The following is a 13146-nucleotide window of genomic DNA, read 5'->3' on the forward strand; positions in this document are numbered from 1 at the left end:
AAGGTTGCCCCATCATGACACCTGAAGTTTCCTCCTCTGGACCGACCACTCTGGATGATCTGCCTGCTAACGGCTTTCATTCAAAACTGGCCCTGATTTCTGCCGGGGGACCGTTTTGTGACGGCTACATCCTCGGGATCATCGGCATTGCTCTCCCATCCATCGTGCGGGAACTTCATCTCACAGGCGCGGAGACAGGCCTCGTCGGAGCGGCTGCCCTTCTTGGCGTTCTGGCAGGCGGAATGCTGGGGGGCACAGTTTCGGATCGCCTTGGGCGACGGCCTCTTTTTACCTTAAACATCGCAGCGTTCGTAATCTTCTCCCTCTTGCAGGGAACGTGCTCCGGTCTTGTATTACTGGTAACCCTTCGCTTCCTGCTCGGTGTAGCAGTTGGTGCGGATTATCCAATTGCGACGTCTTACGTCGCAGAATTCATGCCACGTAAACTCCGCGGTCCAATTCTTTCCGGGTTAATCCTCGCCTGGTGGGTAGGATATACCGCAAGCTACGCCGTGGGCTATGGACTTTCCTTCTTCCCGGATATCTCGTGGCGGATCATGCTGGTCTCCAGCGCCATTCCGTCAATTGTGCTCTTCTGCCTGCGTATGGGATTGCCTGAATCTCCCCGCTGGCTGGTTCAGCAGGGACGGACCGAAGACGCAAGAAACGTTATACGCGAGCACCTGAAGGCGGATATTCTCCCCAGCGTAGAATATCAGAGGCATCTCTCCCTGCTTCAGATCATTCGATCTCCCTATCGTGGGGCACTCGTGTTTGTCAGCGCGTTCTGGATCCTGCAAAGCGCTCCGGGATTTGCCATCCACACTCTTCAGGCTCAACTCCTGCATCAGTATCACGTCCAGAACGCGCTTCTCGGATCTCTCTGCATTACCGGACTGACCATCCTGGGAATTCTTCCCGTTACGCTTGGGCTGATCAATCTGATGGGCCGGCGCCTGTTACTGATCGGCACTTTTGCAATCAGCATGCTGGGCCTTTTGCTCCTCGGAGTTTCAACCACACCTGCCAGCTGGATGATCTTTTCCGGGTTTATTCTGTATTCGGTATCCGAGGCAGCAGGAAGCGGCCTGCAGTTTGTCTATCCTAACGAGCTGTTTCCAACAGCAATCCGTGCCAGTGCGGTCGGTATGGCCTGCTCCTTCAGCAGACTGGGTGCAGCACTCGGAACGTTTCTGCTTCCTCTGGGATATACGCAATTTGGGATGCAACCCATGATGCTCATAGCAGCCAGCTTCATGCTGGCAGGACTGCTTATCAGTTGGATCTGGGCTCCAGAAACAAAGAATGCGTCCTTGGGAGAACCTCTTTCCCAGACCCAATCACCCTCTTCTTCCATCTGCGCCTCCTAACGGAGATCATTCCATGAAACTTGTTCCCTACTGGCTGGATAGCATTTCACCTGTATCAGGTAATGCTCTGTCGGAATTTCCTACCCGTGCAGATGTCGTGGTTGTAGGCGGCGGCTTTACTGGCCTCTCAGCCGCTCGAACCCTAGCCAAGGCCGGCAAGACTGTTGTCGTCCTCGAAGCAGACCAGATTGCATGTCATGCCTCTGGCCGAAATGGCGGACACGTCAACAACGGGACGGCTGGCAATTTTCGGACCATGGTCGAAAAATATGGCCTCGAACAGGCCGTTGCACTGTACCGGTTCTTTGATGATGCTGTAGATACGGTCGAGCAGATCGTCACGACCGAAAACATCGACTGTGACTTCCGTCGATGCGGAAAGCTGAAAGTTGCCTGGACTGAAAAGCATCTGGCTGGTCTGCGGGCGGATCAGGACGCTGTAAAACAGCATGTTGACCCAGAAACTGATCTTCTCGACCGCAACGCCGTTGCAGCAGAAATCGGTGGCTCTACAACATTCGAAGGCGGGATGCTGTATCGCAAAAGCGCACAGATGCATGTCGGAAAATTTGGGAGTGCGCTTGCAGCGAACGCCATGTCCGCAGGTGCGAAAATCTTCGAAAACACGCCTATGACAGCACTTCGCCGTGCAGGCAACGTGTTTGAAGTTTCCTCTTCCGCGGGTGTTATTCAGGCACAAAATGTGCTGCTGGCAACCGGAACAAGCCGAAAAGCACCAAACTGGTTCCGCCGCCGCATCATGCCGGTTGGCAGCTTCATTGTTGCCACGGCGCCCATGTCGGAAGATTTGTTTTCCCGCATTCTTCCCGGGCGTCGCAATGTCGTCACGACCCGAAACATCCATAACTATTTTCGGACGACCGCAGACCGACGTCTAATCTTCGGCGGCCGCGCCAATTTTTCGCAATCCAGCGAGAAGTCTGACATTCAGTCAGGGCAGATTCTTCATGCCGCGCTGACAGAAATCTATCCTGAACTTGATAGCACGGAAATCGATTATTGCTGGGGCGGCAACGTCGACATGAGCGTGGATCGCCTGCCACATGCTGGTGAGTGGAATGGCGTCACCTATGCGATGGGCCTGAGCGGACATGGCGTTCAAATGTCCGTCCATCTTGGTCACCTGTTAGGACAAAAGCTTTCCGGGGAACAGGTTGATATTCCTGTGTGGAACCGTCCATGGCAGCCTATCCCAGCTTACGGACTAGCAACGCATTTCATGCCCGTCGTGGGTGCCTATTATCGTGCTAAGGACAAATATCTTTAATGTTTTCAGATAAGCCAGCGGGAGAGTGATCCTCCTGCTGGCTTACTATCGTTAAAGGCCGAAGACGCCGGAAAGCCCACTGATATCCTTGATTTCTTCATATTCATAAAAGGGATTAGCGGGTTCATGACCCCGGTTGACCCAGACTTTTGACCGGATTCCCAGATCGTAAGCGGTCATAAGATCATAGCGGAAAGACGATGATACGTGCGTGATGTCTTCTGGCCCACAACCGAGAATATCAAGCATATATTCAAAACCGTTCATCTGCGGCTTGTAAGTGCCCGTTTCCTCAGCCGTGATGACCTTGTAAAACGGTGCACCCAGCTTCTCGACATTCGACATGATCTGACTGTTCATGGCGTTGGATAAAATGACCAAGGGGATCTCCTTGGCAACCTTGGCAAGACCCGCAGGCACATCGGGATGAGGCCCCCAGGTTGGAACCTCATTATAAATCTGCAAGGCATCTTCCTCACGGAATGGCACGCCATTCTTCTTGCACGTCCGTTCCAGAGCATTGTGCACAATCTCCGCATAGGGTTTCCATGCGCCCAGCACCTCATCGAGCCGGTAAGCGGCAAAATTTTTGATGAAGAGCTGCATCGCTGGCTCACTCAGTACTTCACCGTAGATCCTACGGGCCGCACCGGCCATATCGAAAAATGTCAACGTGCCGTAGCAGTCAAAGGTAATGAACTTGGGACGGAAGGTCATATACGATTCCTTGTGAGGCCATTACTGTCTGGCATAATCGTTATGATGCCGCCTTCAGGCCGATAGTCGTTATCAGGTTTTTATTGTTTGACGCAGGAAATTTCATATTCAAACGAGGATGTAGCACGCTCTGCTGCCCAGGTTTAAAAATCAGGATCAGAACCGGCGCAGAACGCAGCACATTAGATCTGCAAATCCCCACTGTGTGAGATCTTCCATGAGCCTGCTTCTTCCTGTTCAGACGAGCCCGGACTTTACCCCACGTGAATCCGTATCGACTCCAGAACGTCTCATTTCAGGCTCTCCAGCTTTTAAAACATGGGCGCTAGATACGTCCCGCAACGGGAATGTTCGCACAGGTGTATGGGAAGCCACTCCCGGCACAACTAAATCCATTAAGGGTGAAGCTTTCGAATTCTGTCATATCCTTGAAGGCCTTGTCAGAATCACGGAAAACGAAGGAGAGTCCTATCTCTTCAAAGCTGGAGATAGCTTCATTATGAAACCCGGCTTTGTTGGAACGTGGGAAACAATAGAAACAGTCAAAAAGATCTATGTCTTCGTGGAATGATCATATGCCGTGTCCCTACTGAACCTGAGCTGAAGTTCGCAATACTCTGCCATTCAGGCAGGGTTTGCAGTGTCAAAACCTGTCTGAATACCCCTACACTCGTCCGCACCCAGCACGGAGACTTTCATGCCTGCCCCACTGCACCTGATTCAGACCAGTTCCAACATTCCTGCAGAAGCAGATGTCGTTGTTATCGGTGCTGGAATTGTGGGTGTTTCAGCAGCTTACTGGCTGGCCAGGGCGGGAATGAAGGTCCTTCTCCTCGAGAAAGGTACGGTTGGAGCTGAGCAATCCAGCAGAAACTGGGGATGGTGTCGCCAGCAAAATCGCGATGCACGCGAGCTACCCCTCTCCACCCGAAGTCTTTCTCTTTGGGAAGACATGACAGCAGACATCGGTGAAAATCTTGGCTTCCGCCGCTGTGGGTTACTGTATCTGACAAACAGTCAGGTTGAGCTGGACGGATGGACACGCTGGGGCGAATTTGCCAGAGGCGAAGGCGTAGACACCAGAATGCTGAACGCGACTGAAGCCGCAGAGCGAGGAAACGCTACACACCGAAAATGGCTTGGGGGCGTATGGTCTCCGACTGATGGCATTGCTGACCCGTCACTCGCCGCGCCCATGATTGCCAAGGGAGTCCTCAAACACGGTGGTCACGTCGTTCAGAACTGCGCAGCTCGTGGCGTGGAGGTGTCAGGCGGAGCTATCTGCAGTGTTGTGACGGAACGTGGAACCATTCGCACATCACAGGTTGTCATGGCTGGAGGCGTTTGGGCTCGGTCTTTCCTGAATCAGGTTGGGGTTAACCTTCCGCAAGCATCTGTCCGATCGTCAATTCTTTCTGTCAAACCGGGTGCATTCGGCCTTCCAGACGCTCTGCATACTCATGATGCATCTGTCACAAGGCGCGGCGATGGCGGCTACACACTCGCTATTTCTGGAAATGGTCGCGTCGATCCCACACCTGGGATACTGAAAAGTGCAACAGAATTTCTCCCAATGTTTGCCCGACGATGGCGCCATCTTGCGCCTGGCGATTTTCAGGGCTGGCGATATGGTTTTGATACCATCGCTAAATGGAAACTCGATCGGCCGACACAAATGGAAAGAACACGTATCTTGGATCCGAAGCCGGATGCTAGAACCATTCGTAAAACCCTTGAAAACGCCCAAGCACTTCTGCCTGCGCTGAAAGAGGTGTCTGTTCAGGCCGAATGGGCAGGATACATTGATAGTACACCGGATGGGGTTCCCGTTATTGACCCGGAGAGTGGCGTTCCAGGCCTCTTCATTGCGGCCGGTTTTTCGGGGCATGGCTTTGGCATCGGGCCCGGTGCTGGACATCTTATCGCAGATCTATTGTTGGGGCGGGAACCAATTACCGAAGTTGAACAGTATAAACTTGATCGCTTTAAAAAATCGGCTTGGGGTAAAGTATCGGAATTCTAGGTGTTTAGTCCCGTGGTTTGATGGTTTGGATTGATGATGAATCTTTCTGGCTCTGAAGTCCAGATTTTGCAGATGTATTCGTAAGGGATAAGGCCGTTCAGGGTCTTGAGCCTTTGCCCGAAATTATAAGCCGCCATGAAGTCGTTGAGGTGTGTCCTCAATTGCTCATGCCTGTCGTAATGGAATCGCTTGACGGTTGCTTTCTTGATTGTCCGGTTTATCCGCTCAACCTGATCGTTCGTCCAGGAATGATTGGGTTTCGTCGGACGATGTTCGAGGAATTCTCAGGCTGTCTTCCGATCGGCTTTCCCCACCAGTTGTGTGACAGCGAATTTGCTTGTCCGGTCGATAGCAACGAAGAGATGCAGCTTACCCTAAGCAGTCTCGACTTCGGCAATATCGATGTGAAAAAAGTCGATGGGATAGCGTTTGAATCGCTGTCGTTTTGGCTTGTCTCCCTTCATGTCCGGAAGCAGTGAGATCTTGTGACGCTGAAAGCAGCGATGCAGGGCCAAACGTATCAGATGGGGAATGCTGGCCTGCAGGGCATAAAGGCAGTCATCCAGCGGCAGTAAAGTGTGCTGGCGAAAAGTGGACGTGTCACGGTTTAGTTCCGGACCATGGGTTATCTGTTAAGGGGCGTTGCGCTCATAATCCAGAAAGCTTTTCCATTGAAGTGCAGAGTGCAGCCTCTGCGGATTATAGAAATCATTAATGTAGGATGTGATGACCTGCTCGACGTCCTGACGCGTCATCCAGGCTTGCCGCCACAGGAGTTCCGCTTTTAAGGTCTTGAAGAAACTCTCCGTCACCGCATTATCCCAGCAGTTTTCCTTTCTGCTCATGGACACGAGAAAACCATGAGCAGAAAGGAGCTTCCGGTAAGCCTCTGAACAATACTGACTGCCACGATCCGCATGATGGATGCAGCCTGGTGGTGGCTGACGCAAGGCAATAGCGCGCTGTAACGCAGTCGTGGCAAGACCTGCGGTTATACGGACCTCAAGGTTCCAGCCGATGACTCTTCGTGAAAAGAGGTCCAGCACCACAGCAGGTAAACCCAGCCTTCACATGTCCAGATATATGTGATGTCCGCTGTCCATTTCTGGTTCAGCGCTGGTGCTGAAAAATCCTGCCTCAGAAGGTTGGGTTCAATACTGTGCTTGTGCGAACTGTTCGTAGTCACCTTGAAGCGTCGTGTCCTGACAACACGAATGGCATTCTCGCGCATCAGACGTCCAACGCGACGATGCCCGACAGACAGACCCGCAGCCCTGAGTTCTTCTGTCATACGGGGGCGTCCGTAGCTTCGCCTGCTCTGAGCGTGAATGGCGCGGATATGGACCATCAGGATGTCATCCTGTCTTTTGCGGGCACAGACCGGGCTTCGTCGCCAGGCCCTGAAACCCCGGTCGCTGACGCCAAACAGGCGACAGACCCGTTCGCGTGAAAGCGGCCCATTATATCGAGAAATAAAGGCAAACCTCACGACCTTTGGCTCGCGAAGAACTGTGTCGCCTTTTTTAACAGCTCCCTCTCCTCCTGCAGCAGGAGGTTCTCACGGCGTAATCTCTCATTCTCACGCAATAGCGCCGTATGATCCGTTGTGTCAGCGACTACAGTATCAAGCTTTTGCGCATAGCGGATCCATTTCTTCAACGTCGAGGAGCCGATACCCAGATCCCGTGCAATACGCTCACGCGACAGACCGCTGCTCAGAGCTAAACGCACCGCCTCGTGTCTGAACTCAGCTTTGTAAACTCGTCCCATTCCAATTCTCCTTCATGACCATCTTCGGTCTTAAAGGTCCGGCACTAAACCGTGACACGTCCAACGGCATGCTGCATGTTCTGCGTACAGGCTGTCCCTGTCGGGACATGCATGAACGCTACGGGAAATGGACTCGGTTTATGTTCGGTTTCGCCGTTGGACTGAACAGGACGTGTGGGACGCCTTGCTGCAAACCTTGGATGACTGGCAGCATATGCTCGACAGTACCGTGGTTCGTGCCCATTCACAGGCAACTGGCGCAAAAGAGGGGCTCATGCGGAAGCTTTTGGTCGGTCACGCGGCAGCTTTACGAGCAAAATCCACGCCCGATGCGACAATCAGGGACGTCCTCTTGGTTTTGTCCTCACCGACGAGCAGGTCTCGGACTATAAAGCCGTAAATGCCCTGCTGGAACTTCCGGCTCCAAACCCCAGGGCCATGCTGGCTGATCGGGGGTTATGACAGCGACGGTTTCCGCCAGGACCTGCTGATCCACGGGATCCTGCCGGTTATTCCCTCACAAAAAGGCCGCAGTGTTCCACAGAAAACAGACTGGCAACGTTACAGGGACCGCAACCGCGTCGAGCGGATCTTCAACCACCTCAAGCAGATGCGCCGCATTGCGATCCACTACAACAAGACCGCCCCGTCCTTCGTGAGTTTCCTCAATATCGCCGCAGCAAGGCTCTAGATTGGATCTTTTGCCAACGTGACCTAGGCTTTTGTCGCAACTTCCGTACCGACCTGGGCTGCGAGACCAAGTCCATCTAAGAACTGGCTGCCGTGCTCTTTCCACCAGTCCGCAGCCTTGGTGTGACCATTCGTGATGACATCACCATTGTTTCCCAGCGCATCCTGCAACTTATGACGCTCTTTTTTGTTGATTTTGCCACCGCCATTGACGTTGGCCACCTGCTGCACATCCAGCGCCAGAGAGTTGGCCTGGTCTTTCGTGAGGTCACCGTTTTTGTAGTCAGCAATGATATCATTGACCATTGCGTTACCGTTACCGTCGTTGGCATCTTTCTGGAACTGATCGAATGCCTCTTGATCCTTGCCGTGCAGATCCGTAACTGCATTGGCGAAGTCAGTTTGGCCGGCGGCATTGGTTGCGGTTGAACCCTGCGCGCCCTGACTGCCTTCAAAACCTAGGGGATTGTCTGAGGGGGCTGTGCTGGTCGGAGATTGCGTACCGTCTCCGCCACCAAAAGCGCTCCCAAGCTGCCCAAGATTAGGATTTGCAGATCCGGACCCCGATACAGAACCTTCAACCTGCTGGAGGAGTTGGAGAAACTGTTCGATCGCAGTCGTGTCGCTGCCTGCGCTGTTACCGGACGAATGCGTGGCGTTGGGCTTGGCTGTCCCTCCAGTCTCCGTCGGAACAGTTTCCGGGAGGTGTGGAGAGGTTGGGTGGCTTACAGCTTCCATGGTTTATTTCCTTACATTTGCAATTCGGGTGATTATTATGTCCTGAGAGTTCAGTGATCGCCGCCTGGCGAGTACCGTACAATTTCCTCAGGCATTTTTTTCATTCTTATCAAGTGTCGGAAATTCATCAGTTGAGGAAAATTTCAGCTGCTGGCTGCCAAACATGGCAGCGAAGAAAGCGCCTGCTTCCTCACCTTGCTCCACACCGCCCCGCAGGTTGACGGAAAGCGGCGTTGTCGTGGCCGCGCCAGAGCTTGATCCCGTCGTCACATCTGGTAGGCCATGCTGTTGCCCCAGTTGGTTGAGCAGAGACACTGCACTGGTAGTGGTTGCCGTGCCATTGGAAACCTGAGCAGCGATTGCCTTCAGCTTGGCCCCGTCATCTCCGCCAATCTCGGTACCAAGTGCGTCTAGATCGTGGGCGATTGAAGATGACGAATCACCGGACACGATGCGATTGCGTGTGTTTTCGATCCCGAGACCAGCCGAATCAACAGATTGGCCCTGCAGACTGGCGTAGAGGGCATCATTGCTCGCACCCTGACTATACGTCCCGTCGTTGAGGCTGCCCGCGATATTCGAAGCGGCCTGAGCTTCCTGGCCATTCCCTTTCTGCTGCGCCTCGCGCATGACAGCAAGTGCGAAATCCTGAATACTCTGATTGCCGGCCGCGCCCCCTTGATCAACCATCGACTGAAGGGTCTGCACGTCCATCGTCATGTTACCGCTCAACGACACATCAGACATTTTTTTATTCCATAAAATAATGTTTATACTGCCGTAAAGCGGCAAAAAATCTAAAGTTAGTGGGCAGAGGGTTCCGAACGGTACTCGTTAGAACCCCCTGAAGCCAAAAGCGCAGATCAGTCCTTGGAGAAGGCCTGCTTGGCATTGCTGGCCATGGTCTGCTCGAAGTTGTTTGCGAGAGACTGGGAGTTGGAAAGCTTCGACATCTCGAACTGTTCCTGCAGGTTCTGTTCTTCCATCGCCTGAGACTGCTGCATGATCGAAGACAGTGTGCTGCTCATATCGGAAGTGGTGCCGCTCATAAGAAAAACCTTTCGATACAAAATCGATAACGCTGAACCCGACATTTATCGTCGGAGTGTCTGCACAATGAGAGAAGTCCCGACCTGGCAACCAGATATCGCCCTCTCCTGCCCATCATTGTTATTTTACGAAGCTGATCAGAACCTGACGTGTCGCACGGGGCCGCAACAACACGAAAAACCCGAGATGCAGTCAGTCCGGCCCTACGCAATTCTCTGGAAACAGCCACATATTACCGTTTTTTCGTAAATTTTTTACGAATGAAATCGAAATGAAGATACGACATACGTCGTTACAGAATTGAGAAATATATGAAAAATTTATGAAGCCACCGTGACAAAGAAAACTTGTCACTCACACGATAAATCTTGTGTTGTCCAAAAAAAACGGGGGACTCTCCGTCCCCCGTTTTTTTGAACCGTACCAGGACTTCTTCAGGCATCGCCGAAACTGGCTGTATAATTCTGGCTACTGTCCTGCGCCATCGTCATCGGATTTGCCGATTGCGTTCTCTTCTGGTCGTCATCGGGATGAATATATGCGTTCCCGGTTCCCAGTTTCTGCTCCATGAAGCTCCCCCCTGCCTGCATCGCGGCGCTCGAACCATCATACCAGCCAGTAACCGTCGCATTGCCGCCGCTGTCATGACTGACGATATCCGACGGGGCCTGCGACGCGATATTCTGCGTGTCGCCTGCGCTCTTTCCCTTGCCGTCAGAAACCTGAATCGCCGCGTTCCGCCCGTCGATATAACTCACATCCGTATTATTGATTCCCTTGGCATCGGCATAAAACTCGAGGCGCGATGCACTGGGCTTATACGCGCCGGAGGAATCTGCCTCCGCCATAAAGCCGCCCTGCCCGTTCGCGTAACTCAGTTTTCCAGTTTCGCCAGGCTTGAGCGTGATTTCCGCCACAGGTGCTGTCGTTGAGCCACCGTTCAGGAACTCACCGATTTTTTCGTCGTGATTGCTGGTATTGGAGATACTGACCGAATTTTCTCCCGTTCCCGCAGCCTTCTCCGCAGCCGCGACAGGAGTAGCCGATGGCGCTGCAGCTGCCGATACGGATGCGGCCGGCGAAGCCGAGCCCTGTGCGGGAGCAGATGCGGCTGGAGAGGCATTTTTTTTCTCTCCTTCCTGCGCCATCACGGCATCAAACATTCGGATAAGCTCTGACGGGTCGATGCCGGCTTTTTCCAGCCCTTGTGAAAATTTATTGATGTCGTCCAACGACGACACGTTAGAGATCGTCATATCGATATCCTCAAAGTAAAGCAGTCTGGAGTCTATTCAAAATACTTGCATGACTGCTCAGCCGATAAAAGAGTATCTCATGTGACATTATGCTCTCATCGCACGCTGCGAGGGTCCAAGAACATACTCTTCCATATCACACGGACGTATTCTGGATCGCATGCGCAACGGAATTAAAAAAAGCCTGCGTTATGGTCATGCCTGGCCTGAAATTCTTTTTAAGATCACCCGCCAGTTCGCGGTTCCAGTACATGGGAACGCCCTGCTCGCGCGCTATCGTCCGATATTTCTCGGCAGCGCCCCCCTGCCCGATGCACACCACGCGCGGCACAGGCGTATCTCCCGGCTTGTAGCGTATTCCGACCGTTACGCCCTCCTGACAGATCATCAGCGTTGCCTGCTTGGGACCAAGTTTCGCGGGGGCACGGCGGTTTTCGTTGGCAATTCTCATCCGCTGCATCTTGATTTGCGGATTACCCTGCGTTTCCTTCCGCTCGTTTTTCAACTCTGTCTGGGTCATGCGCATTTCACGCATAAAAAAACGCTTCTGGATCATCAGATCGGCGATACCAGTCGCCAGATAAAAAGCACACGCACCCAGCATCATCGGCACCACCAACGCCGAGAGAATTTTCGGCCACTCTGTTGGAGCCATTTCCGGTACACGGATTAGATCGTTCACTTCGTGCAGGGCGATCGCTGCAAGCGCCCCCCCGAATACAAGGACCTTCAAAATCGAAAGCGCCAGATCAACGAAATTCTTCGGCTTGAATATGCTCTTCAAACCACCGATCGGATTGAGCTTCTCCAGTTTCGGCATCAGCGGATCGATAGAGAAAATGAATCCGCGATTGATCAACAGACCCGCGAACAATGCTGCCCCGATAGCCAGAAGTAGCGGCACAAGCGCGCAATGAAGCAATGCGCCTTTTATCGCGCCCGACATATCGCGCACTGCTTCATCAAAAGGAAGGGTCGTAGCCGCGCCCACCACCGCAAAGAGTCTCCCGAGCCGTGCAGAAATAGACGAGGCGCCCATCAGCACCCAGCCGATCAGAACGATCGAGACCATGGCGGATTGCATGTCGGGGGCCTTGGCAAGGCGACCTTTTCTGCGCTCATCCGTCAGTTTTTTGGCGGATGCCGGAAGGTTCCGCTCTTCGCTGCTGCCACTCATGGTGCCAGCAACCCTCCGAGATCATGCATAATGGACATATCCAGAATGTCCCTGCGCGCATAAACAACGAGCCAGGATGCGTATCCACACATCATCAACGTGAAGGCCAGATTCCTGAGGGTGGGCGCGAGATCGTAAAGATGAAGTTTAGGGATCGCGCGCATCAGCAAAATGATGCACCCGTCACACAGCAGCATGGCCAGAATGACCGGCACCGCGATTTTCATCGACAGGATTTCAAAACGGTCGAGCAGACCCAGTGCGGTCGTCGCAAAACCGGGCTGTGGGGTCAGAGCGAGAACCAGAGGAGGCCATGCAATCTCTGAATCCACGATAGCCTGATCGAGAAGCCCGAGCCCGTTACCAATGACGTACAGCGCGACAGTCGTCATCGCCAGCAGCGAGGCCGACAGCGACTCCTGCTCCCCATCGGGTTCGGAAGCCTGTCCCTGTGTCGCGCTTCTCTGGGTATCAAGCCACTCCCCCGCGCTCTGCACGGCCCATATCGGCAATCCTGCAAGGAAACCGATGATGACGCCAATCATCATCTCGCGCGCGCCAATCAAAGCCAGCGAAGGCAGGTTGAGGGACGTCTGCTGAAGGTCTCTGTAGAGTCCGGGAATTACCGGCAGCCCTACGACGAAAGCGAAAGCCGCCCGCACGACGCCTCCCAGTTGCGCCCGCGTGAAAACTGGAAGAACCAGAGCCGCACCCGCAGGCCGCCCCATCGCAATCGCAACCGCGGACAGCAGCGGCATCAGACTGGTCGTGAAATGTGCCGCCGGCATCGTCAGCTGCGCGTCATCACGGGGAAATCGTCGAAAATATGCTCCGTAAACGTCAGCAGGGGCGGCAGGAGTGTCCCGCCCATGAGCAGAAGTGTGGCGCAGACCGCTACGACCTTGAACGTCAGTGGCATTGTCTGATCCTGAAGCTGCGTCACCGCCTGCAGTATTCCAATTGCAATACCGATCACCGTAGCGATCAACAGCGGTGGTCCTGCAATCGAGGCGAACAGGAAAAGCGCGGCTGAAAGCTGCTGCGTCAGTCCTCCGTCATCCATCGGC

At 53.6% G+C, this 13146-nt stretch carries 14 protein-coding genes and 2 pseudogenes; 6 read left to right on the plus strand and 10 right to left on the minus strand.

Annotated elements, in window-relative coordinates; translation table 11 throughout:
* The first annotated feature begins 14 nt into the window (after positions 1 to 14).
* The gene (locus HKD32_RS14585; protein WP_061928726.1) at positions 15 to 1370 is read left to right on the plus strand and encodes an MFS transporter; all 1356 of its coding nucleotides are present in this window, start codon (positions 15 to 17) and stop codon (positions 1368 to 1370) included.
* Between the two features lie 13 nt (positions 1371 to 1383).
* A complete protein-coding gene (locus tag HKD32_RS14590; RefSeq protein ID WP_156471960.1) occupies positions 1384 to 2658 on the plus strand; it encodes an NAD(P)/FAD-dependent oxidoreductase in 1275 nt (424 codons plus the stop codon).
* Between the two features lie 51 nt (positions 2659 to 2709).
* Here the strand turns inward: HKD32_RS14590 and HKD32_RS14595 are convergent, their stop codons facing one another.
* Positions 2710 to 3375: a haloacid dehalogenase type II gene (locus HKD32_RS14595; protein WP_061928731.1), complete on the minus strand. Its 666-nt coding sequence runs from the start codon at positions 3373 to 3375 to the stop codon at positions 2710 to 2712.
* Positions 3376 to 3592: 217 nt separating this feature from the next.
* Here HKD32_RS14595 and HKD32_RS14600 point away from each other — a divergent pair, with 217 nt between their 5' ends.
* A complete protein-coding gene (locus HKD32_RS14600; RefSeq protein WP_061928733.1) occupies positions 3593 to 3946 on the plus strand; it encodes a cupin domain-containing protein in 354 nt (117 codons plus the stop codon).
* Positions 3947 to 4072: 126 nt separating this feature from the next.
* Positions 4073 to 5398 (plus strand): NAD(P)/FAD-dependent oxidoreductase, encoded by a 1326-nt coding sequence (locus HKD32_RS14605; protein WP_061928735.1) that lies wholly within the window; start codon positions 4073 to 4075, stop codon positions 5396 to 5398.
* On the opposite strand, the pseudogene HKD32_RS14610 reads toward HKD32_RS14605, so the two are convergent.
* Together HKD32_RS14610 and HKD32_RS14615 are read right to left on the minus strand one after the other, a co-directional pair.
* Positions 5395 to 5988 (minus strand): annotated as a pseudogene (locus HKD32_RS14610) (IS481 family transposase); the annotation flags it as partial. The gene HKD32_RS14605 and the pseudogene HKD32_RS14610 overlap by 4 nt on opposite strands.
* A gap of 42 nt (positions 5989 to 6030) precedes the next feature.
* Positions 6031 to 7168, minus strand: a pseudogene (locus tag HKD32_RS14615) (IS3 family transposase).
* A 318-nt stretch (positions 7169 to 7486) separates the two neighbouring features.
* Between HKD32_RS14615 and HKD32_RS15540 the strand changes: the two are divergent.
* Together HKD32_RS15540 and HKD32_RS14625 are read left to right on the plus strand one after the other, a co-directional pair.
* Complete coding sequence (locus tag HKD32_RS15540; RefSeq protein WP_408870759.1) at positions 7487 to 7630, plus strand: hypothetical protein; 144 nt, start codon at positions 7487 to 7489, stop codon at positions 7628 to 7630.
* Positions 7569 to 7859, plus strand: coding sequence for a transposase (locus tag HKD32_RS14625; protein ID WP_194258369.1), 291 nt, complete (start codon positions 7569 to 7571; stop codon positions 7857 to 7859). The genes HKD32_RS15540 and HKD32_RS14625 overlap by 62 nt, the downstream gene beginning before the upstream one ends.
* Before the next feature lie 23 nt (positions 7860 to 7882).
* Here HKD32_RS14625 and HKD32_RS14630 read toward each other — a convergent pair whose 3' ends face one another.
* The 7 genes from HKD32_RS14630 to HKD32_RS14660 form a co-directional block, all read right to left on the minus strand.
* Entirely contained in the window at positions 7883 to 8596 is a 714-nt protein-coding gene (locus tag HKD32_RS14630) for a hypothetical protein (RefSeq protein WP_061928694.1), read from the minus strand.
* Between the two features lie 87 nt (positions 8597 to 8683).
* Complete coding sequence (locus tag HKD32_RS14635) at positions 8684 to 9343, minus strand: hypothetical protein (RefSeq protein WP_010505112.1); 660 nt, start codon at positions 9341 to 9343, stop codon at positions 8684 to 8686.
* Between the two features lie 116 nt (positions 9344 to 9459).
* Positions 9460 to 9645: a hypothetical protein gene (locus HKD32_RS14640; RefSeq protein ID WP_010505115.1), complete on the minus strand. Its 186-nt coding sequence runs from the start codon at positions 9643 to 9645 to the stop codon at positions 9460 to 9462.
* Between the two features lie 435 nt (positions 9646 to 10080).
* Positions 10081 to 10902, minus strand: coding sequence for a hypothetical protein (locus HKD32_RS14645; protein ID WP_061928692.1), 822 nt, complete (start codon positions 10900 to 10902; stop codon positions 10081 to 10083).
* Positions 10903 to 11038: 136 nt separating this feature from the next.
* Complete coding sequence (locus tag HKD32_RS14650) at positions 11039 to 12079, minus strand: EscU/YscU/HrcU family type III secretion system export apparatus switch protein (protein ID WP_061928690.1); 1041 nt, start codon at positions 12077 to 12079, stop codon at positions 11039 to 11041.
* A complete protein-coding gene (locus HKD32_RS14655; protein ID WP_061928688.1) occupies positions 12076 to 12867 on the minus strand; it encodes an EscT/YscT/HrcT family type III secretion system export apparatus protein in 792 nt (263 codons plus the stop codon). Before HKD32_RS14655 ends, HKD32_RS14650 begins: the two co-directional genes overlap by 4 nt.
* A gap of 2 nt (positions 12868 to 12869) precedes the next feature.
* Positions 12870 to 13142, minus strand: a complete 273-nt coding sequence (locus tag HKD32_RS14660; RefSeq protein WP_010505123.1) for an EscS/YscS/HrcS family type III secretion system export apparatus protein — start codon at positions 13140 to 13142, stop codon at positions 12870 to 12872.
* Positions 13143 to 13146: the final 4 nt, after the last annotated feature.

This window comes from Gluconobacter japonicus (genome assembly GCF_015244665.1).
GTDB classification, from domain to species: domain Bacteria; phylum Pseudomonadota; class Alphaproteobacteria; order Acetobacterales; family Acetobacteraceae; genus Gluconobacter; species Gluconobacter japonicus.